This is a genomic window from Parafannyhessea umbonata (genome assembly GCF_900111255.1).
In the GTDB taxonomy this organism is placed as follows: Bacteria; Actinomycetota; Coriobacteriia; order Coriobacteriales; family Atopobiaceae; genus Olsenella_J; species Olsenella_J umbonata_A.
Genome location: NZ_FOGP01000004.1, coordinates 83,846 through 107,450, shown reverse-complemented (window position 1 = coordinate 107,450; position 23,605 = coordinate 83,846). Strand labels below are relative to the sequence as shown.

Sequence of the window (23,605 nt, the reverse complement as noted above, 5' to 3'; positions counted from 1 at the left end):
GCCCAAATGTCCGACGCGACACAAGAAGTCCGGCCACCCGAAGGTGGCCGGACTTTTCGTTTCGCGATGTGACCTCGTTGGTCTCGCTACTCTTCGTCCTCGTCGAGGGCGGACTCATCGAAGTCATCGTCACTACCAATGTCGATGCTGTCTTCCTCATCGAAGTCATTGCTGTTGGTCACAGGAATCGCAAGCGACCCTTGTGCGGGATCGGCCTTGGCGGCCTTCTTCTTGTGGGCGACCATGCGAGCAACGGCACCGACCTTGTCGCTGTCGGCGATGTTCATGATCTTCACGCCCTGGGTGGCGCGCCCGAGGCGCGAGATGTCAGTCGCCTTGACGCGAATGACGACGCCCTCCTCGGTGACAACCATGAGCTCGTGCTGGGGCCCGACGACGCGGCAGGCCACGAGGTTGCCCTTCTTCTCGGTCATGACAATCGTAGCGACGCCCATGCCACCACGCTTGTGCTCGGGATACTCGGCAACCGGAGTACGCTTTCCATAGCCCTTCTCGGTCATGACCAGAAGGTCGCCCTGACCGTTGGTAATCTCCATGCCGAGCATTCTCACGCCATCCTTCAGCGTGATGCCACGGACTCCGGAGGTGTCGCGGCCGGTCGGCCTGACCTCAGACTCGTCGAACAGAATGGCCTTCCCTTCGTCGGAGCACATGATGACCTTCTGGCCCGGCTTAACGCGGTGGACGTTGACGAGCTCGTCTCCCGGCTTGAGGTTGATGGCGATGATGCCATCGCGGCGGCTCTTGTCGTAGTCGCTCATGGCGGTCTTCTTCACCATTCCGTTCCTCGTTGCAAAGAGCAGGTACTCGTCGGCCGGGAACTCGCGGGTAAACACGACGGCCGTCGGGTGCTCGCGCTCGGAAAGGGGAACGACGTTCACGAGCGCGGAGCCACGGGCATGGCGGCTTCCAAGCGGGAGCTCATGCACCTTCACGCGGTAGACCCTGCCCTTGTTGGTGAAGAACATGACATAGTCATGCGTCGACGCAACGAAGAGATCCTCGACGAAGTCGTTGTCCTTGAGTGAGAGCCCCTGAATGCCCTTGCCACCGCGCTTCTGCGCACGATAGGTCGCCAAGGGAACGCGCTTGACGTAGCCGGCGTGTGTAAAGGTGACAACCATATCTTCCTCGGCAATGAGGTCCTCGACGTCGAGGTTCTCGACCGAGTGCTCCGAGATGCTCGTACGGCGCTTGTTAGAGAAGCGATCGGAGATCTGGCGCAGCTCGTCCTTGATGACGCCAAGGAGCTTGTTCGGGTGCTCGAGGAGGTCGCGGTAGTAGTCAATCCTGTCGTGAAGGTCCTTAATCTGCGCAACGAGCTCATCGCGAGCAAGGCCGGTGAGACGACGAAGGCGCATCTGAAGGATTGCCTCACCCTGGATGTCGTCGATGCCAAAACGGTCGTTCATGCGCGCCTTGGCCTCGGCGTCATCGCGGGAGGAGCGAATGATGTGGACGATCTCGTCGATGTTGTCGACAGCGATGAGCAGACCCTCGAGGATATGAACACGCTTGAGAGCCTTGTCGAGGTCAAACTTCGTACGACGAGTAACCACGTCGACCTGATGGTCGATGTAGTAGCGCAGCATCTCCCTCAGCGAAAGGGTGCGGGGGACGCCGTCAACAAGGGCAATGTCGATAACGCCGAAGTTCGACTGCAGCTGCGTGCGCTTATAGAGGTTGTTCAGGACAACCTGCGGGACCGCACCACTCTTGAGGTCGATGACGATTCGCATGCCCTTGCTGTTGGACTCATCACGAAGGTCGGAGATGCCCTCAATATGCTTCTCGTTGACCTGCTGGGCAATACGCTCCTGCAGGGTCCCCTTGTTCACGGCATAGGGAATCTCGGTGACGACAAGGCGCTGACGACCGCCCTTGCCGATGTTCTCGACATGGACTTTCGAGCGAATGGTGATCGTGCCACGGCCCGTCTCGTAGGCCTCCTTAATTCCCGAAGTGCCCATGATGACACCACCGGTCGGGAAATCGGGACCGGGAAGCACAGTCATGAGCTCGTCGGTGGTGACGTCAGGGTTGTCGATCATCATGCAAACGGCGTCGGTGACCTCCTTCAGGTTGTGAGGAGGAACGTTGGTCGCCATGCCGACCGCGATGCCGGCCGAGCCGTTGACGAGCAGATTCGGGAAGCGAGACGGCAGCACCGCAGGCTCCTGAAGAGACTCATCGTAGTTGGGCTGAAGGTCGACGGTCTCCTTGTCGAGGTCCTGGAGCATCGCCATGGCGGCATGTGTGAGACGCGACTCCGTGTAACGCATTGCCGCGGGGGGATCGCCGTCGATGGAGCCGAAGTTGCCGTGACCGTCAACCAGAGGAAGGCGCATGGAGAAATCCTGCGCCATACGAACCATAGAGTCGTAGATGGCCGCATCACCGTGCGGGTGATACTTGCCCATGACTTCGCCGACCGTCCACGCACTCTTCTTGTGCGGGCGGGTCGGGACGATGTGGGCCTCGTTCATAGCGTACAGGATGCGTCTGTGGACAGGCTTGAGGCCGTCTCGCACGTCGGGGAGTGCGCGGGCAACGATGACCGACATGGAGTATTCCAAGAAGGAGGCCTTCATCTCGGAGGAAAGGTCAGTGGGCTTGAGTGCGCCGCCATGGATATCGGTCAAGTCAAGGCGCGTGCCGGCCTCGTCGGAGATGGTGTGATCAAGCCCCGCACCCGCGAGCTTCGCGTTGTCGTCGGCCTCGAAGCCGTAGTCCTCGTCCTCATCCTCTTCATCAGAGTCGAAGTCATCGTCCTCGTCGTCGGACTCGTACTCGTCGAGGTCCTCTTCATCGACGTCGTCCGCGTCGTTGAGATCCAGATCGTCGTTCTGGTTCAGGTCGTCGGTCTCGTTTCCGAGATCGTCGTCGTTTCTGTTGTTATCGTCTGCCACTATCTAGCCTTTCGTTAGATGTCGAGGAAGCGAACGTCCTTTGCGTGCGTTTGGATGAAGTCCTTGCGCTTCTCCACCTGCGTACCCATGAGGTCGGCAACCGCGCGCTCCGCAGCCAGCGCATCGTCGATGGTGACCCTCAACATGATGCGGTTCTTGGGGTCCATCGTTGTGGTCTGCAGCTGATCGGGGTCCATCTCGCCCAAACCCTTGTAGCGCTGGACGGTGTACTTGCTGGAGTCCTCGTACTTCTTCGCCTCGAGCGCGAGCTCCTCGTCCGTGTAGAGGTATTTCCCGCGCTTCTTTCCCTTAGGCTTGAGCTGGTAGAGAGGGGGCTGGGCGACGTAGATGTAGCCCGCCTCGATCATGGGGCGCATGAAACGGTAGAAGAACGTGAGCAGGAGGATACGGATGTGGGCACCGTCGACATCAGCATCGGTCATGATGACGATCTTGTGGTAGCGGGCCTTTTCGATGTTGAACTCGGGGCCGACGCCGGTGCCAATGGCCGTGATGAGAGAGGTGATGGTCTCGGAGGAGAGGGCGCGGTGCTCTTGGACGCGCTCGACGTTCAGAATCTTTCCGCGAAGCGGCAGCACTGCCTGGATGGAGCGGTCACGCGCCATCTTTGCAGAGCCGCCTGCGGAATCGCCCTCGACGATGAAGAGCTCGGTGAGCTCGGCATCCTTAACCGAGCAGTCCGCAAGCTTGCCGGGAAGAGAAGCACTCTCGAGGAGTCCCTTGCGACGAGTTGCCTGGCGGGCCTTCTGGGCGGCAAGGCGACCCTTTGCCGCCTGGGAGCCCTTCTTGAAGATTTCCTTGGCCTGGTTGGGATGCTCCTCAAGATACTCGGAGAGCCCCTTGGTCACGATCTTGTTGGTGAGGGTGCGCATGTACGAGCTGCCAAGCTTTGCCTTGGTCTGACCCTCAAACTGGGGGTCGGGGAGCTTAACGGAAATGACCGCCGTGAGGCCCTCGCGGATGTCGTCACCCGTCAGGTTGGCCTCCTTCTCCTTCAGCAGCTTGTGAGACCTCGCATACTCGTTGACCACCTTGGTCAGAGCAGTGCGGAAGCCCTCGAGGTGCATGCCGCCTTCCTCGGTGTAGATGTCATTGGCGAACGACATCACGCGCTCCGAGAAGCCCGCATTCCACTGGATCGAGACCTCTACCTCACCACGGCGCTCGAGGGGCGTATCTTCGTCGGTCTTTCCCTCAATGTAGATAGGACGATTGAGGCCCGGGAGGATGGCCTTTCCCTCGTTGAGGTACTTGACGAAGTCGTTGATACCGCCGGAATAGCAAAACTCGACGACGCGGGGTTCCATCTCGCGCTCGTCGGTAAGCGTGATCTTGAGGTTTCTGTTCAGGAACGCCGTCTCCTGCAGGTGATCGTGGAGGGTGTCAAAGTCGTAGACCGTCGTCTCGAAGATGGTCTCGTCAGGCCAGAAGGTGACAGTGGTGCCGGTCTCCTCCGAAGTGCCAATCTCCTTCATCTTCTGGGTGGTGTTGCCGCGAGCAAACTCCATCTCGAAGATCTTTCCGTCGCGTTTTACCTGCGCGACGAGCTTCTTGGAGAGCGCATTGACGACGGAGATGCCCACTCCGTGAAGGCCGCCGGACACCTTGTACGCGTTGTTGTCGAACTTGCCTCCCGCATGGAGAATCGTCAGAACGACCTCGAGGGTCGGCTTTTTCTCGGTCGGGTGAAGGTCGACGGGGATGCCGCGGCCATCGTCGACGACCGTAATGGAGTTGTCGGGGTGCACCGTGACGGCGATGTTGTGGCAGTAGCCAGCCATTGCCTCATCAACCGAGTTGTCGACGATCTCCCAAACGAGATGGTGAAGACCTGCGGAGCTGGTCGTGCCGATATACATGCCAGGACGCATGCGAACGGCCTCGAGACCCTTGAGGACCTTGATCTCGCTTCCGCCATAGTTGTTTTCTTGGTTTGCCACGCGATTTTCCTCTCTATCTCATAGCAAAGAGACGGAGCAATTTTACTTCATACTCTGTAGAAAACCGCGGGCCTTTGCAAAAAAAGGGTCTAAATAACGTGGCTGATTCTCGTCAGAGGGCCTCAGGACGCTAAATTTCGCCCTTCTCGCCATTTTGCGACTTTTTGGACTTTTCTCTTCTAAGAGAGAATTCCATCGCTCTCGCCACCTTCGAGCGAAGCGGCTCCTCCAGAACGGAGCACTCCTCCTCGATCGTTTCCTTTTCCTCGTCGCTCAGCTCAGGAAGAGGTGCCACCTTCCTTGCAGACGGCGAGGTCTCGCGCCCCAATGAGGACTTCGCCTCTGCGGGCTTGCGCTTGTTGAGGATGAACTCGATGCCAGAGAGCTCGAGGCCAGCAGCATACATGCGCGAGAGATAGATCTCTCGATTGACGGTGAAGTCAGTCATGCGCGAGTGAGAGTCTACGTAGACGCCCAAAATGGGCGCCGCCCCGCGGACGCGGGGCTTCTTCAGGAAGACACCCGTCGTGTGCTCGCGCTCCACATCGCCGTTGGCGCCATACCAGGTGGCGGCAGCCTTTTGGTTGGCACTCATATGGGTGCGTAGGTCCTTGCCAAGCATGCTGGAGAGCGCGTCGGAGAGCGACGAGGAGTTGTCATCGCGGCCGTCAAAAAGCTCCCCCAGGTTGTCATAGCTATTCATCCATGATCACCGTCTTAGCTGCGTCAAGAAGCTCCTGCGGGAAGTACCCAAGGTTGGTCGTGGTGACGACCGTCTGGATGCTGCCCTGGACGAACCTGGTCATGGCGCCGCGCCTGCCCTCGTCGAGCTCGCTCATAACGTCATCCAGCAGGAGCAGGGGCGTTTCCCCGGAGAGCTCGCGCGAGAGCTCCACCTCGGCCATCTTCCACGCAAGAACAATGGAGCGCTGCTGTCCCTGCGAGCCAAAGGCGCGAGCGTCGCGCCCATTAATGGTAAACGCGAGGTCATCGCGCTGCGGACCCACAAGCGTCTGCTGCCTTCGCAGCTCGGCCGAGCGCATCTCGCAGAGCTTTGCAGCGAATGCTTCGCAGACCTCGTCGCGGCCGCGTCCCGCAAGGTCTATCCCAAGCGACGACTCATAGGTGCAATCGACCTGCTCGCCCTCGGATATCTCTTGGTATATGGCACGCAGATGAGTGCGAAGCCTCTCGAACAGGCGATAGCGCGCCACAAGGAGGGCGGCACCTCCCAAGGCGACCGAGGCATCCCAAGCGTCCAGCAGCGCGAGGTCGGGACAGTCCTCTTTCAACAGGCGATTCCTCTGCTCGACGGACCTCTGATACGCCGAGAAGACCTTCCCGTAGCCGCGATTCGCCTGACGACCAAAGCCATCGAGCTCATCGCGGCGATACGACGCACCTCTTTTGACGAAGGAGAGGTCGTCAGGATTGAAGAGCACCGACATCAGAGATTCGGGAAGATCCTGAGAAGTGCATTTCTTCCCATTTCTCATAAAGTGGCGGCGTTTCGAGTCGACCTCGCATGCAACGTCAATGACACGTCCGTCCCCCTCGAGGCGCGCCGAGATTTTCGCTGACGCGGCATCCTCGCGGATAAGTTGCGACGGCTTCGGCTTGCGGAAGGAAAACCCCGCAGTAAGAATCTGCAGGGCTTCGACCGTATTTGTCTTCCCAACGGCATTGTGCCCACAGAGGATGGTCATTCCGTCCGAGAAGTCTATGCTCTTCTCCTCGAAGTTTCGCCAATTGCGAAGGACGAGGCTCCGAACCAGCAGCCCCACGCTACATCCTGACGGGCATGAGAAGGTAGAGGTAGTTGATCTTGGAGTAGGACTTGAAGATGCCCGGCTGCATCGTACTCTGCAACTCGAGGGTAATCTCCTTCTCGTCGGACGCCGCGTTGACGCAGTCAAAGACGTAGTGGTAGTTCAGTGCGATCGACATGCCGTCACCCTCGACCTCGACGGGCAGAAGTTCCGTCGACTCGCCCTGGTCAGGCGAGCTCGCGGAGAGCTTCATCACCTTTCCGTCAGGATCGATGTCGAACCTGACGGAGGGGTTGGTCAGAGCGATGACCGAAACGCGCTTGAGAGCGGCGTTGAACTGCGGGATGTTAATCTTCACCGAGGTGTTGCAGCTAGGTGGAAGGAGCTGTCTGTAGTTGGGGAACTGCCCGTCAATCTTGCGCGAGATGTAGGTGGTATTGCCGAACACGAACACGACTTGGCTTGCCGTAGTGCCAATGAGCACCTTCTCGGTCATCGATGGGAGCGTGAGCACGTCGTGGAAGGTGTTGCCCGGAACGATGGTCTGGAAGGCACTCTCCAGCGTCGAAGTCTCGACGTTGGAATCGCACACCGCAAGACGGTACGAGTCAGTCGCGACGAGGCGAATTGTGTTCTCCTCGACGTTCAGCAGAATGCCAGAGAGGATGGGGCGCGAGGTGTCCTTAGAGGTGACCTTATAGACCTTGTCGACCATTTCGCTCAAAAGCTCCGAGGGAAGCTCGATGGTCTGATCGAGGGCGAACTGGGGGAACTCGGGGAAGTCCACGGGATCGAGAGTGTTGAGCCTAAAGGAGGACTTGTCACAGCTGATGGAAACGACTCTCTCTCCTCCCTCGAACTCGACCGCGGCGTCAGGTAGCGTCTTGACGATGTTGGCAAGAATCTTGCCAGAGACGACGGTGGTGCCGGGCTCCTCAACGTTTGCCGCGATCTTGTGGCGAATGGAGATGGTTAGGTTCGTGGTCTGAAACTCAAGCGTCCCCTCTTCCGCCTTGATATAGATGCCCGAGAGGACGGGAAGCGTGGAGTTGGATGCCATTCCCTTTGAGACTACAGAGAGGGCTTGGGCAAGAGACGACTGACTGACGGTGAACTTCATGGTGCTCCTTGGCCTCCTATTATTAGTACTTATATTTAAATTAAAGAGTAGTAGTAATAATAGCCGGTGTTGAAATGTTCAAAGCTTTCTAAAACTGCTGGTAGATTGAGGTATCTGAGAAACGATTTCGTCTTAAAACTCCGAGCCACTTTTCTACCAAATTCTTGTCGAAAACTATTGTCTACATTCCTCGGTGACTTTTCTTACAGGCTCGACAGGTTTTCGACAAGCCATTCAACACTAGCTGTTGTCGGTAATGCTCTCCTTTAGACTCTCGACGCGGTTCTGGAAGATGCGGTCTTCCTTAGAGGCGTCCTCCACCCAATGGATGCTGTGCTTTACCGTTGCGTGGCTTCTACCGCCGAACTTCTTCCCGATGTCAGCCAGCGTGTTGTCAGTAAGCTCTCGCGCCATCCAGATGGCAACGTGACGAGGCTCCATGAGCTCCTTATTGCGCTTGGAGCCTACCAGATCATTGTGGGCTACGTCGTAGAACGCTTCCACGGCCTTCTGGATTTGCTCTATGCTCATGATGCGCTGTCCGCTCGGCCACTTTGCCTGTGCTATGCGAATGACGTCGTCTCGCGTGAAGTCGAGCCCGTGCTCACGCTTGTTGCTGGCTGACATGAGGCAGGTTTGGACGAAGCCCTCGATGACGCGGATGTTGGTGCCTGCCCTCTCGGCCATGAGCCTCAGCAGTTCCTCTGAGATGTTTGCGTCCATATGGGGTATGTGCTCGGTGACGGCGTCCTCGCGCATACGGGCGTAGAAGTTGTTGATGAGCTTTACCTTGAGCTCGTAGTCCGGCACCTGAACGCTGACGGTGACGCCGGAGTCCATGCGGCTCGTCTCTCGCTCGTCGAACTTGCTGTCGCCCATGCCCAGCTGAGAAGGTGCGCGGTCGGCCGCGAGCACGACCTGCTTGCCCCTGGATGCCAGGGAGTTGAAGGTGTCGAAGAAGAACCCGATGGTGCCCGCTGCCTTGCTCATGCCCTGGATATCATCGATTATCAGCACGTCGACGTTCTGGTAGTCGCGCGCCAGGGCATCTCGGGCGCTCTTCTGAGGGTCGTTCATTGCTTTGATGTAGTCATCCATAAACTCAGAAGAGGTTCGGTAGACGCAAAGCCGCGAGGGGTCGTTCTGGATGATGTAGTTCTGGATGGAGCGAAGTAGGTGTGTCTTGCCCAGGCCGCTCTTTCCATATATGAACAAGGGGTTGTAACTCTTGTTCTCTCCATTCGCGACCTGCTTCGCGGCATCGTAAGCGAGCTCGTTCTCATCACCGGCGACGAAGCGGTCAAAGGTGAGTTTAGACGTTGCTGGGTCGACGATTTCGGAGGCAAAGGAACTCTTGATCTCTTGTTTCGGGGTCGGAGTGGGAGCTTCTGCGGCAGTCTGTCGACAACTTGCGGATGAGAAGTCCTTAAGCTCGTGCTCGTGGGACTCCTTGTTCGCGCGACCGATCTCCTCTGCCGTCATTGATGACCTAGTGTCGATAGTGACTGGCGTCCTGTCCTGAGACAGCGTGACCTGAAGGGTCACGGGCTGGAAGGCGGCCTTCTCGAGACATTCCTCGATGGTCGGCGTGATCTGCGAAATCTTTCTCTGGGCAAAGCCAAGGTTAGTCGAGATGATCAGAGTCTCCCCGTCAAACGAGACGGGGTCGCAGCTCTTGAGCATTGCTACGTTCGCCGCTGGAAGCCCCTCTGACTCCAGGAGCGTGAGTGCGTCCTGCCAGAGGAAGTCCGCATCTGATTGCTGTGACTGGTCCATTTTTCCCCGTATATCTTAGAATTGTTGAAAAGTGGACCCATTATATGATGAAAACTTTTCTACAGGGCACTACATCTGTGGAAATTGGGAGATAAAGGCCTTGCCTGCCGGCGTTAGCCCGCGTTTCTGGCTGCCGTTGCTCTTGTGGATGAGACCCGCCTGCTCAAGAGCACGCAGCTCCCTCGACCAGGTCGGCTGGGATCCCTCGAAGTTCTTTGAGAGCTCGGTGGGGCCTACTGACTCGTGATGGGTCAGGTACGAGAGGATCTGCATTCCCCTGTTGGTGACACTAACCTGCATGGGCGTTGCCTGCATAGGCAGTTGCGCGCCTCCCATGCTATAGGGTGTGCCCTGAGGCATCGCTCCCGCGGGCGCCATGGGATACCCCTGCTGAATCTGCTGGTAGGCAGGTTGATAGGCTCCCAGTTGCTGGCCGTACTGTGGATAGCCATAGGTCCCTTGCACATAGGTCTGCTGCGGGTAGGCCTGCGGGTATCCCTGGGAATATCCCTGCCGTGGTATGTAGCCTTTCGGCTGCCCCTGTATCGGCGAACCCGGATACGCTGGCTCATCTACGAGGTCTTCCTCATCACCCAGCGTCGAAAGGGTAACGACGGTTCCACCCGAGATGTTGTCTGCGATGGTAAGGGTGCCGCCTCGGTCCTCCATATATTGTTGTGCGTAAGGAAGTCCCGACCCAACGCCGCGTATGAACTGTTTCATGGGCTCGGTTGCGGAGGAGGTCCCGTACTCCAGTGCGCGGTCCTTCTCCTTGATGCCCGGACCCTGGTCCGAGAAGCGAATGGTCTCTCCCCCGTCGAGAATGCTGATCGTAGGCTCGATAAAGTAGGCGTGGATGAAGTTCTCCACGACTTCCCTGATGACCATGAAGGGGATAGACCCGCCCTGCTCCTTCTCGAGCCTGACGACGGTATTGGTGATTTCTTCCAGGTAGTCGCGGACGTCTTTCGGCTCAACTACCACCACGCGCGGTGCGGCGGCGGCGTCGTCATAGACGGCGATGCGTGCTGGATATTTGGCTTCCAGTTTCACCTCGGCCTTTTCAACGTTTCTTTCCATGGAGGAATTCTGGCCCTCGTTCTCTACAAATGGGTAAAACGCGTGGGCCATTCTGACCCCCTCCCCGTCTTCCTCGGTACCTTCGACTCTATTTTATTATGCCTTTTCAACATTTGTTCATCTGCTGTCGAAAACTATTCAGACCGAATGAATGCCGAATAAAAGTTTTCAACACATGAACAAACATTGTTGATAACCTGCCAATAAATTTCTCTAATAGATGAAAGATATTATCATCGAAACGCTGTAAACCCGCAGTTGAGACGGAAGTATTCTCAAATCCATTCATGAGTCATTCTAATGGTGGAATGGGTGGTGAAAAAGGAACGGCATGTGGAGAAAAGCGGACAAACAGTGAATTGAGCTTTCTAGCTTTGGATTAATTGACATTTCTTGCAGAACACCACTACAATCTTGGAGCTTGAAGCATTACGTTCGACCTAAATTCATGGAGGATTAGACATGAAGCGTACATATCAGCCCAACAAGAGGAAGCGCGCGAAGACCCACGGCTTCCGTGCTCGCATGGCAACCAAGGCTGGCCGCGCCGTTCTTTCTCGTCGTCGCGCAAAGGGCCGCAAGCGTCTTACCGTCTAGGAGACTTATGAAGACCATCAAATCCAAAAGGGAGTTTGATGAGGTCTTCTCCAGCGGAAAGCGGGTTAATCACAGGCTCGTCCGCGCTACAGTTTTGAAGGATGACGAAGGCGGCTTGGGAAAAGTCGCCTTCGTTGCGCCTAAGAGACTTGGCAACGCGGTGTATCGCAACAGATGCAAACGAGTTCTGAGGGAAGCAGCACGCGCCAATGGTCTGCCGCTCGACGGAGCGAAGGTCATTCTCTTTGCGACGCGCAACACACGCGACGCCAGCGTTGAAGACCTTACGAACGCAGTTAAACAGATCAAAAGCCGAGCAGGGCTCTAGGTAAGAGGGGATGGGAACCATAATGCGTTCTTTTCTCCTCTTATTGATAAAGGGTTACAAGAAGTACCTCTCTCCCCTGTTTCCACCTTCGTGCATTTACGAGCCCACATGCTCACAATACGCTCTGGAGGCTATCGAGAAACACGGTGCCCTTAAAGGCTCCTGGCTTGCTTTCCGCCGCATCATTCGTTGCAATCCCTTTCATAAAGGTGGGTACGACCCCGTTCCCTAAACCCGATAGCCCGGAGGAACCATGTGGGATTGGTTTATTAACTTTCTAGCCAATGTTCTTCAGCACTTCGCCAACTTCGCTGGCGACTGGGGCGTCGCGATTATCATCCTGACGGTAATCATGCGACTCCTCGTCATGCCCCTCATGACGAAGTCTACGGCCTCTAGTGCTCGCATGCAGGCGCTGCAGCCCAAGATGAAGGAAATCCAGGAGCGCTACGCAGATGACCCCGAGCGTCAGGCTGAGGAGATGCGCAAGTTCTACTCCGAGAACAAGTTCAACCCGCTTGGTGGTTGCCTCCCCATCCTCATACAGATGCCGGTCTTCTTCGCGCTGTTCACGGTAGCCAGGGACTTCGTTCCCAGTGACGCTCACTTCCTCAACATTATTCCCTCGCTTTCTACCTCCGCGGCCTCTGCCTTTGGTCAGTTTGGTATTGCAGGTTCTTGGATCTACATCCTCTTTGATGTTGCCTTCGGTGTTCTGACCCTTATCCCGATGGTCATGAACTTCGCCAACACGAGCGAGGAGCAGCGTCAGCAGTCGCTTATCATGGGCGTCGTCATGGCTGTTATGATGCTCTGGTTCGGCTGGGGCGTTCCCGCTGCCGTCCTCCTGTATTACGACACGTCTGCAGTTTGGCAGGTCATCCAGCAGAAAGTTGTCACCCAGCGCGTTATGGACAAGGTGAAGGCTGGCGTGGCTGCCAAGGAGGCCGCTCAGTCGGTCAAGGTTGACGTTGTCCGCAAGGAGCGCAAGCCTCGTCCTCACAAGAAGGGCTAAGTCAGGTCTGATATATTTTTGCGCGGCACTCAGATTGTGCCGCGCTATTTTTTTAGGAGGTTGGAATGGAAGAAGAGCTTGCAGAGGCCGTTGATACCGAAGAGGTTCCTGCTGCCCACGAGGATCGTTTTGCCATCATTCGAGAGCACTTTGAGGCTGGTGTTGACCTGACGGACGACGAAATTGATGCGATTGCTGACGTTGCCATCAATTACATTCGCAACCTGCTTTCCTACTTTGGAGAAGAACAGGTCACCATTGATGAGTATGACGGCGAGGACGGCGAGCTGATTCTTGACATCAGTGGTGGCAATCTTGCAGTTTTAATCGGACGACATGGTCGTACGCTTGATGCTCTCCAGATGATAGTTTCATCTTTTATGAGCAACCTTCTTAAGTTCCGCTTCCCCATGGTTGTCGATATCGAGGGATATAAGAGTCGTCGCAAGGAGAAAATCATGTGCCTTGCTCGTTCCGCGGCCTCTCGTGCCAAGCGTCAACAGAGTACTGTTACTCTTGCTCCGATGAATGCCTACGAGCGTCGTCTTGTTCACCTTGCGCTTGTCGATGACGTTGAAGTGAGCACTCATTCTGAGGGTGAAGATCCTGACAGAAGGGTTGTGATTACGTACGTTAGGAGCTAATTTCTTCTGCTCATAATCTGCAGGGGAATAGATTTTGATATTGTTTGGGGAGAGGCATTTGCCTCTCCCCTTTTCTTATGACAAAAAATCACGTATCGAAAGTTTTTGTCAGGAGGACTAATGACTACAGAAGACTTTTCGAAGTCTGTTGAGCTCTTACAGAATTATTGCTCTGACTATCTGATAGATGTAACTGATGGTCAGGCTATTCTTCTTTTAAAGCATCTTGATTTGGTGATCGAGAAGAATAAGGTTCTCAATCTTACTCGTATTGATAACGTTGAGGATGGCATCATTCGTCATCTGGTTGACTCTCTCCTATTTCTTCCCTTTGTTAGAAATTGTCTTGAGAAGCCTGATGATGGTGATGTTCTTGATATTGGTACAGGTGCTGGATTTCCAGGTATTCCCCTTGCCATTACTCTTTCTTCTCGGGTTACCCTTCTCGATTCTGTTCAGAAGAAGATTAGGGCCGATCAAGAGTTCATTAATGCCCTTGGCTTAAGTAACGTAAACTTCTCCATGGAAAGGGCTGAGCTCCTTGCCAAACATCGGTCTCAGAACTTTAATGTTTGTACTGCGCGTGCCGTTGCAGAGACCAATGTATTAATTGAGTATGCTGCGCCTCTTCTTAAGATGGGTGGTTCTCTTGTCATTTCTAAGGGTAATCCATCTGACGAAGAAGTATCCGATGCACTTAGGGTTTCTAAGATTTGTGGTCTTGAACTTGTTTCACGTGAAACGTTTGAGTTGCCCAAACATTCTGGCCACCGCGAGTTGATGGTGTTTACTAAGACATCGTATCCTTCAGTTAAACTTCCACGTAAGCCAGGCGACGCAAAGCGTCGACCATTATAGAATTATTTTCTACGATATTAAGAATTCTTAAGAGCCGAAGATGAATTATCTTGTTATAGGTGATGATTGATTTAGGTTGTTATGCAGAGTCGCTAACTAGTGATTATTATGTTTCACGTGAAACATAGTGTCACTTCATGTAGCTGTTTCATATGAAACAATTTACAGCTTGTGTATTGTTTCACGTGAAACAGTCATATAGACCAACAAAAAGCAGAAGAATTGAAATAGAAATGCAGCATATAGGAGGAACATTGGGTTTTAAAGATATAAAAAGAGCTTTTCCAGGTAGACCAGCAAAGGTTATCGCAATTATTAATCAAAAAGGTGGCGTCGGAAAGTCTACAACTGCAGTAAATCTCTCAGCAGCACTTGGTGAGAATAAGAAAAAAGTACTAATCGTTGACCTGGATCCTCAAGGAAACACATCTAGCGGATATGGAATTGAAAAAGAAGAGCTCGAAAATGATATTTATGATGCTCTAATGAACAATTTTCCAATAGAGGACATAATTTGTCCGACAATTGAGCAGAACGTATTCGTCGTTCCTGCAACTATTCAGCTTGCTGGAGCCGAAATCGAACTTGTTTCCGCAATGGCGCGAGAGAGCATTCTGAAAGCTATTCTTTCTAAAGTCAAAGATGAATTCGACTATGTCTTTATCGATTGCCCACCATCGCTTGGCCTTCTGACAATTAATGCACTTGTAGCAGCAAACTCATTGTTGATTCCTATTCAGTGTGAGTTCTACGCTCTTGAGGGGGTAACAAAACTCCTTGAATCAATGAAGATGGTTAAGGGAAGGCTGAACCCAGAACTTGATGTGTTTGGCGTCGTTATGACGATGTTTGACGCAAGAACAACGCTCTCTAAGCAAGTTGTAGACGAAGTTAGAAGCTATTTTGGCAATAAAGTATTCAAGACTGTCATTCCTCGTAGCGTAAAACTCTCTGAAGCACCGAGTCACGGTCTTCCTATTACTATGTACGCACGCGTGAGCAAGGGGTCTCTTGCATATATGAAGCTTGCAAAGGAAGTGGTGCGTCGTGGCTAAAAAATCGGGGCTTGGGAAGGGTTTAGAATCACTAATAGGGGGCGCTGATGCGGAAATTAGCGCAATTGTTCCCGAATCAACTGTCCCGCTCTCAAAAATTAAGGTTAACAAATCTCAACCAAGAAAGAGCTTTGATCCTGATCTGTTGGCTGAGCTTGCAGACTCTATTTCACAAAACGGCATATTACAGCCAATCCTTGTCCGAAAGAAGGGAAACGGCTACGAGATCGTTGCTGGTGAGCGTAGATATCAGGCTGCTAAGATGGCCGGGCTCAAAGAGGTTCCTGTCAACATAAAGGACATCTCTGATGAGGATGTGTTTAAGCTAGCGCTAATTGAGAATCTTCAACGATCTGACCTTAGTCCAATCGAGGAAGCACGAGGATACCAAAAACTTCTGGAGGACAACGACTTCACTCAAGAGGAACTTGGTAAAGTACTTTCGAAGTCTAGGTCTGCAATCGCAAATACGTTGAGGCTCCTTGATCTTCCAACAGAAGTTCAGGAGATGATGAGTGAGGGAAAGCTGACCGCTGGTCATGCTAGGGCAATCCTTGCTGTGAATAGCGAGGAGGGGAGACTGAAGCTTGCCCAGAAGGTCGTAGACGAAAATCTTACAGTCAGACAGACAGAAAATCTTGCTCCGTTATTTTCTGGCACTAATGATGCTTCAGATAAACCGCATCGTATTCCGGCTCCACAGTCGTTCAAGCGCGCAGCGCGACAACTAAGACTTGCCTTGGATACTAACGTCAAGGTGAAGACAGTTAGAAACAAGAATAAGATTGAGATTGAGTTTAAGAGTGAGGAAGAATTACTCCGTCTTGTCAACGCGCTAAGTGATACGGGCGTTGATCTGGGGGAATAATGAAGCGACTCAAAAAATTGGCAGTTTTGGCTTGCCTCACAACCGCGAGCGTATATTTAGCCTATAAACTACTGCTAACCAAAGAAGCTCAAGTCTCTCTGAGAAATATGACCTCTGGCGTAGCGAACAATCTTCAGAAAATAAAAGATAAAACTAATGATGATGTTGGGCAGTACGTTGACGAAGGTGTAGAAGATAGGTTAAAGCAGGTAAACGAAGAGTGGGAGCATATAGGCTTCTAGAGAAATCCAATAACAACATGTATAAGAAAATGGGGTCTCGCATAACGTGAGACCCCATTAATGTATTGGTAAGCTAAGAAAAGGTAAGCTAAGAGAAGGGCGAATTAGAAGTTCTTCTCGACGTTCTGACGAAGCTGACCGCATGCGGCGTCTATGTCAGAGCCGCGGGAATTACGAATCGTTGCCTCAACGCCAACGGCGGCAAGTCGCTTAACAAACTCGAGGGCCTTGGCGTCGGAAGAGGGCTGGAACTTTGAGCCCTTAACGTCGTTGAGCTTGATCAGGTTCACGTGAGCGAGGTTATCGCGGCAGAAGTCGCACAGGGCCGCAATCTCGTCTTCAGAGTCGTTCACGCCCTTGATAAGGGCATATTCGTAGGTGGGGCGTCTTCCGGTCTTGTCGACGTACTCACCCATAATGTCGTAGAGGTGGAGGAGCGAGTACTTCTTTACGCCGGGCATGAGTAGGTCCCTTGTGCGCTGAACGGCAGAGTGAAGGGAAACCGCCAGCGTAAACTGCTCTGGCTCGTTGGCGAAGCGCTTGATCATCGGAATGACCCCGCAGGTGGAAACGGTCAGGTGACGCGCGCCAATGCCGGCTCCGTCAGGGGAGTTGAGGCGGCGTAGTGCCTCGAGCACCGCGTCGTAGTTCATGAAAGGCTCTCCTTGGCCCATGAGGACGACGCTGGTAACGCGGGAATTGAAGTCGTCGCGTACGTGCATGACCTGCTCGTAAATCTCTCCGGCGGTAAGAGAGCGCGTGAGGCCTGCCGCGCCCGTAGCGCAGAAGGCGCAGCCCATGGCGCAGCCCGCTTGGGTCGAAGCACATACCGCAAGCTTGTTCCTGTTGGGCATGCCAACGCATTCTACGGCAACGCCGTCATCGTAGCGAAGCAGATACTTGCGGCTGCCGTCCGAGGAGACCTGTCGTGCCGCAACCTGCACGCCACCGAGGGTGCAGCTAGTTGCCAGAGCTTGACGAAGAACTTTGGGAAGGTTAGTCATTTCATCAAAAGATAAAACGTTTTTCTCCCAAACCCACTCTTCAATCTGCTTGGCGCGAAATTTAGGTTGATTGAGCTTCTCGAGCAGTTCGAGAAGCTCGCCGTGAGTGAGCGAGTGGAGGTCGCGCTTGGCTACGGGGGAGGGCGCAGCGTTGCGCTCCATGTTGTCATCTTGCATGATTTGCATCCTCGTCCGTATCTGAACTTATACGTGCGTTACCCTAATGACCCGAGTAATCGCTATGAGCAGAGTCTATCGCACCTACGGGGTGTTTTAGGGAGTTTAAAGATGGAGAAGACCGACGTTACACAATGCAGCGTAGCCGTGCTGGCCGGTGGCTGGTCGGACGAGCGGGAGATTTCGCTCGCCTCTGCCTCTGCGTGCTCGCGAGCACTGCAAGAGGCTGGTTTCTCGCGAGTTGACATACTTGACGTCGCCGAGAAGGACTTTGTCTCCAAGCTCGTTGCGGGCGACTACGACGTTTGTTTCGTGGCGATGCACGGCCGCTATGGTGAGGACGGAAGTATTCAGGGTCTGCTTGAGATTATGCATATTCCCTATACGTTCTCGGGCGTGCTCGCCTCTGCTGCTGGCACCGAGAAGGAAGTCGCCAAAATGATCTATCGCTCCGCTGGCATTCCGGTGCCCGAGGGCGTTGACATTCCCGGCGACCAGGAGGTTTCAGACGAGCAGGCAAATGAGCTCGTGCAGAAGCTGGGACTTCCCCTCTTCGTGAAGCCGGCCGCCAATGGTTCTAGCTACGGCGTCTCGAGAGTTACCGCCGCGGATCAGATTGCCGATGCCGTTAAGACGGCTGGTGCGGAGGGTGATCGCGTGCTAGTCGAGTCCTGCATCGAGGGAACCGAGATATCGGTTCCCGTCATCGGCAACGACGCGCCGCGCGCGCTGCCCATCATCGAGGTCGTAACCGGTGCGGACTTCTACGACAGCACTGTCAAGTATGAACCCTCTGAGCTTCATCATGTCATTCCTGCCCGCCTGCCCGAGGAGTCCTACAAGAGGGCGCAGGGGCTCGCGGTTGCGGCTCACAAGGCCCTGGGTTGTCGCGGCGCCTCGCGAAGCGACTTCATCGTGAAGGCCGATGGCACGCCGGTCATTCTCGAGACCAACACGATTCCCGGTATGACCGAGAGCAGCCTCCTGCCAGACTCTGCACGCCGTGACGGAATCGAGTTCCCGCAGCTCTGCAAGATGTTTGTGGAGTGGGCACTAGAGGCGTACGCCGAGCGAAGCGCAGAGTAGCTGAGGGGCCGCACAAACGTGCGGCTTCTTGCGTTTATAGGGTGTTAGAAGATAGGAACGTATATGTCCATCGATTCGCTGTTGATTCCAGGAACTCCAAGGGAGACGGCCGAGGCGTATGCCTCCCTAGAAGAGCGTGCCAAGACGGCGGATTTTGGCGTTCTCGAGGACGACATAGTGTTTTTAGATACGGAGACTACGGGCCTATCCTTCAGGAACTGCGAGCTAATCGAGATAGCCGCCGCGCGCATGTCGGGTGGCAAGCTGGTTGAGCGCTTCCGCACGTTCGTGCACCCGAGCGGTCCCATTCCCCCCGAGATCAGCGCCCTAACCAACATTACCGACCTCGACGTGAGCGACGCGCCGTCCGCAAAAGAGGCCGTGTCTGCCCTCGCCGACTTCGTAGGCAGCATGCCCGTGCTTGCACATAACGCGACCTTCGATCGCACGTTCATCGAATCGGTTTCCGGCGGCCGCGAGGTGAGCGACCACTGGATTGATACGCTTTCGCTCTCTCGCATAGCCCTTCCGCGCCTTGTGACCCATCGGCTGTCCGACATGGCCTCCGCCTTTGGGTGCGATACCGTCACGCACCGTGCGATGGACGACGTCGACGCGCTCGCCGGCATCTGGCGCATTCTGCTGCTAGGCCTGAGCGATATGCCCACGGGCCTGTTGGGATATATCTCGCGGCTGCATCCAGACGTCGAGTGGCAGTTCAGGCCAATTTTCTCGTACCTTGCTGACATGTGGGGGGACGCAGACGCCCCCTTCTCCCTCAAGCAGGTGCGCCATGACCTGATTGCGCAGAAGAACTACCACGCGCGTTGCGACGCAGCCGAAAGAGACACGCCGTTTGAAGTAGAGACTCGCGACACCGTGCGCGAGTCCTTCTCGCCTGATGGCTTGGTGGGGAAGATGTACGACTCGTTTGAGTCGCGTCCCGACCAGGTTCAGATGGCCGTCGAGGTGAGGAACGCTCTCGCAACCTCGACCCATCGGTCCGTCGAGGCAGGCACGGGCGTTGGCAAGTCGATTGCGTATCTCGTGCCTGAGATTGAGTTTGCGAAGCTCAACAACGTCACAGTGGGTGTTGCCACCAAGACCAACGCCCTTACTGACCAGCTTGTTTCCCACGAGCTTCCCGCGCTCAACGCGGCGATCAAAGGGGGAGTGAGCTTTACCAGCCTGAAGGGGTATGACCACTACCCCTGCCTGCATCGCGTCGACAAGGCCGCGATAAACGACTTTTCGGGAATCCTCTTGGACAAGGGGCAAAAGTCGCTCGCCTCGGTCGAGGCCGACGTCCTGACGGCGCTTGCGGTCGTCTATGCGTTCTCATGCCAGTCGCCCGAGGGAGACCTTGATGCCCTGGGAATCAGGTGGCGTTTTGTTCCCCGAGAAATGCTTACCACCTCGCCCGCGGAGTGCCTGCGAAGCAAGTGCCCGTACTATCCCAACGAGTGCCTGGTCCACGGTGCACGCCGCAGAGCGGCCTCGAGCGACGTTGTGGTGACCAATCATTCGTTGCTGCTTCGAGACATCGACATGGACGGCAAGATTCTACCGCCCGTGAGGCACTGGGTTATCGACGAGGCGCACGGCTTTGAGGCTGAGGCTCGCCGCCAATGGGCGCGTGAAGTCTCGGGTGACTCCGTCCGAGAGGGATTTGAGATGCTCGGCGGCACGAAGAGCGGGGCAATCCACGCCCTCATGACGCAGTCTTCGAATCTCGAAGAGACAACGCTTGTGACGAGGCTCCTTACCAAGGTGGCTGCCGCTGCGTCGAGGGCGTCTATCTCGACGAGCGATATGTTCTTCCGACTTCACGAGCTGTCCCGCGTCGTACGAGGCGGGGGAGGCTATGACAGCCTGACCCTCTGGATTGACGAGGAGGCTCGATCGACGCCGGAGTGGGCTGCGCTTTCGGAGTGCGCACACCAGGCCATCGAGCGGCTGGAAGAGGCAACCAAAAGCGCTAGGGAGACCGTGGAAGTTCTGGCCCAAAGCTCTCCCGAGATGGCAGGTGACTTGGGTGAGTCAAGCAGATTCCTGTTCGAGCTTCTTGACAACCTGCGCCTGATTATCGAGGGCGAAGACAAGAGCTACGTGTACTCTGCGTACCTGTCTCGGCGCAAGAAGGACATTGGCAGCGAGAAGCTGGTGGCGGAAAAGCTCGACATCGGCGCCGACCTGGGAAGCCGCTGGCTTCCCGAGATGATGAGCGTCGTATACACCTCGGCGACGATGACGGTTGCAGACAAGTTCGACCACTTCGATCATGCGGTCGGACTTGACCTGCTCGATCGCTCCATGTACAAGGACGTGCAGCTCTCGTCAAGCTTTGACTACGAGAACAACATGTCGGTCATCGTTACCCGGGACATGCCTCAGCCGAACGACCCACAATACCTGGATGCCCTCGAGGACCTGCTGTTTGATATTCACAGCGCCATGGGTGGTTCGGTTCTGACCCTGTTCACGAATCGTCGCGATATGGAGCGCGTGTACGAGGGGCTTGCGCCCAGGCTCTCGCAGATTGGGCTTGACCTGCTGAGTCAGGATCGTGGTACCTCCGCCCGCACGCTCAGGCAGAAGTTCCTTCAGAACAAGACTACCTCGCTACTCGCGCTCAAGTCGTTCTGGGAGGGCTTCGACGCCACGGGCGAGACGCTGCGCTGCGTGGTCATTCCGAAACTGCCGTTTGCAAGTCCGCGTGACCCACTGGTTCGCGAGCGCGATTTGCGCGAGGAGCGAGCCTGGTTCAACCACTCCCTTCCCGAGGCGGTCATCGAGGTCAAGCAGGCTGCCGGTCGCCTCATCAGGACCGCGACGGACAGCGGCGTGCTGGTGTTGGCCGACTCGCGCCTGGTCACCAAGCGCTACGGCCGACAGTTCATCGCTTCGCTCCCCAAGAGCGACGCGACTCTGCTTGAACGCGCTAACGTCCGGCGCTACATCGGCATGTGGAGGAGCTCGCGCGCGTAGTCTCCTACGGACAGGCAGAGCCCCTCGTCGCCAAGTGCGACGGCTCTCGAAAGGGCGGCGAACCTGCGGACGAGCCACATTCCGCCATAGTAGTCGGTCTGTCCCATGGTTCTGCCGTCTGCGGTGAAGAAGTGCGTGTTGGGCCAGTTGAAGGACATGACGGTCTTGCGGTCGAGCACCTCGAAGACGATCGGCCTGGGCTCAGAACTCTCCGGCAGCCAATCGCTTGCCTGGCTCGAGTCCGTGGCGCTTACGTTGCTCATCCTGTCGGTCCTGAACAGGCGCTCTGATTGTCGTCCAAGGTCGTAGGCGCTCAGGTAGCTGTGACCCTCTTGGTAGACAAGGCCAAGCGGCCTCACCGTTCTGGATGACTTGAAGCCTGCCGACTGATAGTCAAAGCGCACGTTCTTCTGCGCATTGAGTGCCTGGGAGCAGGTGAGGATCTTCTTTCCATCGTTGTTTGACTGTGCGGGCGTTTCCGTCCGAGGCGTGGGCGACACGGACGGGAACGCCCGGAGGCGCGTCCCTTCGGCAACGCGCTCGGCAAGCGCGCGAACTAGCTTCCGACCATGGGGGCCACCCAAAGAGATTCCGGTTGCCGCCATACCCTTGAGCAGGGCGTATGCCTCGCTGGGAAGCAGTCGAACCGGTCGTCCGTGTGCTCTCGAGGGAGTGGATGAGCTGAGCCCGACCTCGCCGGTGGCCTCGTCGTAGGTGAGGGGGAGGTGTGTGCCCTCGCCTTCGGCGGTGGATTGGATGAGCAGGTCCGTGAGCCTTCGTGCGTGATCGGTGCTGCAGTTGAGTCGCTTCGCCACGGCCTCGACGGAAAGCGAGTCCGCGTCGTTCTGCAGCGCGCCGATGAGGGCAAAGAGATCCCTGGCTCGTTCGATGCCGCCAGGGCGTCCCTTTGATCGCTTCGTGACGCTCTGACTCTGCTTGCCGCCAGAGCCTTGGAGTCGGCTGACGACGTTAGCCTTGGCATGCGTGTCGGCCGCCTCTTTCACAATCGTGTTGTATGCGTCGACCAGCGTCCGGGGGGACAGGGGAGTGATGCCCTCGGCGACGGCCCAACGCGCTGCGAGGCTAACGTCTGCCGCACTGACGGCCCAACGCATGGATCCGGACTCGTCTCGTTGGACAGACCCCGAGCGTACGCAGGCGTTTTGCACCTCGTCGCTGGGTGTTGGCGCAACCAAAAACGTCAAGCTCTCCGTAGGCTCTCCAATCTGGAAGGGGAGAACGTGGTAGCTCTCGGCGTTGAAGTCGAGAGGGATTTCGTAGTGAGAACGCTCCTCGACCGAGACGCGCGCAAAGCGGTCCAGCCGAAAGACGCGCGCCGCATCCACATCGAACTCGCCCTTCTCGTCGACCTTCGCCGCGACGTAGTAGCTGTGGTACCAGTTGCCAAAGGTTCCGAGCAGCGCCAGGCGGTAGCGTGCGCGCTTGCCGTCAGCCTTCTGATAGTCAGCCCTGACGAAGTGCTGCGACAGCAGCGCGTCGCTCAGGTGATTCTCTATGGGGTTGCGTGCTTCCTCTCGACCCACACTCACGCCTTGCGGTGCAATGGAGAAGGACGTGTTTATCTTGCTGAGGGCGCGACTGAGCTCCGAGCGAAACGGAAAGGCTGGGTCGTCACGCAGCGGGCTGAGTGCGACAACCAGCTGCATGCTTTCGATTTCCGAGAGCTCCTGACTATGGTCGACGAAGGACTCGGTGCCGTTGAGCTGCCACAGCTTGAGGCTGTCTCGCGAGCCTGCCTGCTCGATGATGACGCCCAGGCGGGCCAGCTGCTTGCGGTCACGAGAGAAAGCTTTTGAGAAACTGTCGTCGGATATCTTGCATTTTTCGCCCACTGCGTACCAATTGGCCTTTACCTCGGCGCTTGTCAGGGGGTGATGCGCGTTGGAAAAGCCTACGAGTAGGTTGACCAGGCGCATCGCCTGCTCGTCGTCCTTCGAGATTCTGACGTCCTTGTTCGTGGGGGCTTCGTGGGCACTGGTCATGTGTTCTTCTCCCTATCGTCTCTCTAGCAAGACTATACGTTCTTCTGTCTTAAGGACCGTCTGAAGCGAGCGACTGTGGTTTCCAAATGGCACCCATCAAGGCA

Annotated in this window: 20 protein-coding genes; 11 read left to right on the top strand and 9 right to left on the bottom strand. The window is 55.8% G+C overall.

The genetic code is table 11. From position 1 onward, the window contains the following. Positions 1–86 precede the first annotated feature (86 nt). From gyrA to BMY31_RS06070, 7 genes are all read right to left on the bottom strand, one after another. Complete coding sequence (gyrA, locus tag BMY31_RS06100) at positions 87–2,930, bottom strand: DNA gyrase subunit A (protein WP_091009139.1); 2,844 nt, start codon at positions 2,928–2,930, stop codon at positions 87–89. A gap of 14 nt (positions 2,931–2,944) precedes the next feature. After that, entirely contained in the window at positions 2,945–4,891 is a 1,947-nt protein-coding gene (gene gyrB / locus BMY31_RS06095) for a DNA topoisomerase (ATP-hydrolyzing) subunit B (protein ID WP_078687309.1), read from the bottom strand. A 130-nt stretch (positions 4,892–5,021) separates the two neighbouring features. Next, the gene (locus BMY31_RS06090; RefSeq protein ID WP_078687310.1) at positions 5,022–5,594 is read right to left on the bottom strand and encodes a hypothetical protein; all 573 of its coding nucleotides are present in this window, start codon (positions 5,592–5,594) and stop codon (positions 5,022–5,024) included. Further along, entirely contained in the window at positions 5,587–6,675 is a 1,089-nt protein-coding gene (gene recF / locus BMY31_RS06085) for a DNA replication/repair protein RecF (protein ID WP_078687311.1), read from the bottom strand. Before recF ends, BMY31_RS06090 begins: the two co-directional genes overlap by 8 nt. A gap of 1 nt (position 6,676) precedes the next feature. Then, positions 6,677–7,780 (bottom strand): DNA polymerase III subunit beta, encoded by a 1,104-nt coding sequence (gene dnaN / locus BMY31_RS06080; protein WP_078687312.1) that lies wholly within the window; start codon positions 7,778–7,780, stop codon positions 6,677–6,679. 240 nt (positions 7,781–8,020) lie between these two features. Further along, positions 8,021–9,556, bottom strand: coding sequence for a chromosomal replication initiator protein DnaA (locus BMY31_RS06075; RefSeq protein WP_078687313.1), 1,536 nt, complete (start codon positions 9,554–9,556; stop codon positions 8,021–8,023). A gap of 69 nt (positions 9,557–9,625) precedes the next feature. After that, on the bottom strand, positions 9,626–10,687 hold the full coding sequence (locus BMY31_RS06070) for an ATP-binding protein (RefSeq protein WP_091009135.1): 1,062 nt from the start codon (positions 10,685–10,687) through the stop codon (positions 9,626–9,628). A gap of 411 nt (positions 10,688–11,098) precedes the next feature. Here BMY31_RS06070 and rpmH point away from each other — a divergent pair, with 411 nt between their 5' ends. From rpmH to BMY31_RS08780, 9 genes are all read left to right on the top strand, one after another. Next, positions 11,099–11,233 carry a 50S ribosomal protein L34 gene (rpmH, locus tag BMY31_RS06065; RefSeq protein WP_078687315.1) on the top strand — a complete coding sequence of 45 codons (135 nt, stop codon included), beginning with the start codon at positions 11,099–11,101 and terminating at the stop codon, positions 11,231–11,233. 7 nt (positions 11,234–11,240) lie between these two features. Then, positions 11,241–11,561, top strand: coding sequence for a ribonuclease P protein component (gene rnpA / locus BMY31_RS06060; RefSeq protein ID WP_078687316.1), 321 nt, complete (start codon positions 11,241–11,243; stop codon positions 11,559–11,561). A 10-nt stretch (positions 11,562–11,571) separates the two neighbouring features. Beyond that, positions 11,572–11,793: a membrane protein insertion efficiency factor YidD gene (gene yidD, locus BMY31_RS06055; protein ID WP_234970718.1), complete on the top strand. Its 222-nt coding sequence runs from the start codon at positions 11,572–11,574 to the stop codon at positions 11,791–11,793. A gap of 21 nt (positions 11,794–11,814) precedes the next feature. Further along, positions 11,815–12,576: a YidC/Oxa1 family membrane protein insertase gene (locus tag BMY31_RS06050; RefSeq protein WP_078687318.1), complete on the top strand. Its 762-nt coding sequence runs from the start codon at positions 11,815–11,817 to the stop codon at positions 12,574–12,576. Positions 12,577–12,641: 65 nt separating this feature from the next. Then, entirely contained in the window at positions 12,642–13,220 is a 579-nt protein-coding gene (locus BMY31_RS06045; RefSeq protein ID WP_078687319.1) for a Jag family protein, read from the top strand. Between the two features lie 120 nt (positions 13,221–13,340). Further along, positions 13,341–14,078 carry a 16S rRNA (guanine(527)-N(7))-methyltransferase RsmG gene (gene rsmG, locus BMY31_RS06040; protein ID WP_091009132.1) on the top strand — a complete coding sequence of 246 codons (738 nt, stop codon included), beginning with the start codon at positions 13,341–13,343 and terminating at the stop codon, positions 14,076–14,078. 254 nt (positions 14,079–14,332) lie between these two features. Continuing rightward, on the top strand, positions 14,333–15,133 hold the full coding sequence (locus BMY31_RS06035) for a ParA family protein (RefSeq protein ID WP_234970719.1): 801 nt from the start codon (positions 14,333–14,335) through the stop codon (positions 15,131–15,133). Next, entirely contained in the window at positions 15,126–16,001 is an 876-nt protein-coding gene (locus BMY31_RS06030) for a ParB/RepB/Spo0J family partition protein (protein WP_078687322.1), read from the top strand. The genes BMY31_RS06035 and BMY31_RS06030 overlap by 8 nt, the downstream gene beginning before the upstream one ends. Continuing rightward, positions 16,001–16,243, top strand: coding sequence for a hypothetical protein (locus BMY31_RS08780; RefSeq protein WP_143802947.1), 243 nt, complete (start codon positions 16,001–16,003; stop codon positions 16,241–16,243). Before BMY31_RS06030 ends, BMY31_RS08780 begins: the two co-directional genes overlap by 1 nt. 104 nt (positions 16,244–16,347) lie before the next feature. Here BMY31_RS08780 and rlmN read toward each other — a convergent pair whose 3' ends face one another. Further along, positions 16,348–17,424, bottom strand: coding sequence for a 23S rRNA (adenine(2503)-C(2))-methyltransferase RlmN (gene rlmN, locus BMY31_RS06025; protein ID WP_180363881.1), 1,077 nt, complete (start codon positions 17,422–17,424; stop codon positions 16,348–16,350). A 111-nt stretch (positions 17,425–17,535) separates the two neighbouring features. Here rlmN and BMY31_RS06020 point away from each other — a divergent pair, with 111 nt between their 5' ends. Continuing rightward, positions 17,536–18,510 carry a D-alanine--D-alanine ligase family protein gene (locus tag BMY31_RS06020; protein WP_091009129.1) on the top strand — a complete coding sequence of 325 codons (975 nt, stop codon included), beginning with the start codon at positions 17,536–17,538 and terminating at the stop codon, positions 18,508–18,510. Positions 18,511–18,573: 63 nt separating this feature from the next. After that, the gene (locus BMY31_RS06015) at positions 18,574–21,498 is read left to right on the top strand and encodes a helicase C-terminal domain-containing protein (RefSeq protein WP_091009126.1); all 2,925 of its coding nucleotides are present in this window, start codon (positions 18,574–18,576) and stop codon (positions 21,496–21,498) included. On the opposite strand, the gene BMY31_RS06010 is transcribed toward BMY31_RS06015, so the two are convergent. After that, the gene (locus BMY31_RS06010) at positions 21,465–23,501 is read right to left on the bottom strand and encodes a helix-turn-helix transcriptional regulator (protein WP_091009123.1); all 2,037 of its coding nucleotides are present in this window, start codon (positions 23,499–23,501) and stop codon (positions 21,465–21,467) included. The genes BMY31_RS06015 and BMY31_RS06010 overlap by 34 nt on opposite strands. Positions 23,502–23,605 lie beyond the last annotated feature (104 nt).

Bases quoted from the DNA above. Each gene is read 5' to 3' on its own strand.
- BMY31_RS06090 (WP_078687310.1), bottom strand. From the start codon at position 5,594: ATGAATAGCTATGACAACCTGGGGGAGCTTTTTGACGGCCGCGATGAC.
- dnaN (WP_078687312.1), bottom strand. From the start codon at position 7,780: ATGAAGTTCACCGTCAGTCAGTCGTCTCTTGCCCAAGCCCTCTCTGTA.
- BMY31_RS06075 (WP_078687313.1), bottom strand. From the start codon at position 9,556: ATGGACCAGTCACAGCAATCAGATGCGGACTTCCTCTGGCAGGACGCA.
- BMY31_RS06070 (WP_091009135.1), bottom strand. From the start codon at position 10,687: ATGGCCCACGCGTTTTACCCATTTGTAGAGAACGAGGGCCAGAATTCC.
- rpmH (WP_078687315.1), top strand. From the start codon at position 11,099: ATGAAGCGTACATATCAGCCCAACAAGAGGAAGCGCGCGAAGACCCAC.
- rnpA (WP_078687316.1), top strand. From the start codon at position 11,241: ATGAAGACCATCAAATCCAAAAGGGAGTTTGATGAGGTCTTCTCCAGC.
- yidD (WP_234970718.1), top strand. From the start codon at position 11,572: ATGGGAACCATAATGCGTTCTTTTCTCCTCTTATTGATAAAGGGTTAC.
- BMY31_RS06050 (WP_078687318.1), top strand. From the start codon at position 11,815: ATGTGGGATTGGTTTATTAACTTTCTAGCCAATGTTCTTCAGCACTTC.
- BMY31_RS06045 (WP_078687319.1), top strand. From the start codon at position 12,642: ATGGAAGAAGAGCTTGCAGAGGCCGTTGATACCGAAGAGGTTCCTGCT.
- rsmG (WP_091009132.1), top strand. From the start codon at position 13,341: ATGACTACAGAAGACTTTTCGAAGTCTGTTGAGCTCTTACAGAATTAT.
- BMY31_RS08780 (WP_143802947.1), top strand. From the start codon at position 16,001: ATGAAGCGACTCAAAAAATTGGCAGTTTTGGCTTGCCTCACAACCGCG.
- rlmN (WP_180363881.1), bottom strand. From the start codon at position 17,424: ATGCAAGATGACAACATGGAGCGCAACGCTGCGCCCTCCCCCGTAGCC.
- BMY31_RS06020 (WP_091009129.1), top strand. From the start codon at position 17,536: ATGGAGAAGACCGACGTTACACAATGCAGCGTAGCCGTGCTGGCCGGT.
- BMY31_RS06015 (WP_091009126.1), top strand. From the start codon at position 18,574: ATGTCCATCGATTCGCTGTTGATTCCAGGAACTCCAAGGGAGACGGCC.
- BMY31_RS06010 (WP_091009123.1), bottom strand. From the start codon at position 23,501: ATGACCAGTGCCCACGAAGCCCCCACGAACAAGGACGTCAGAATCTCG.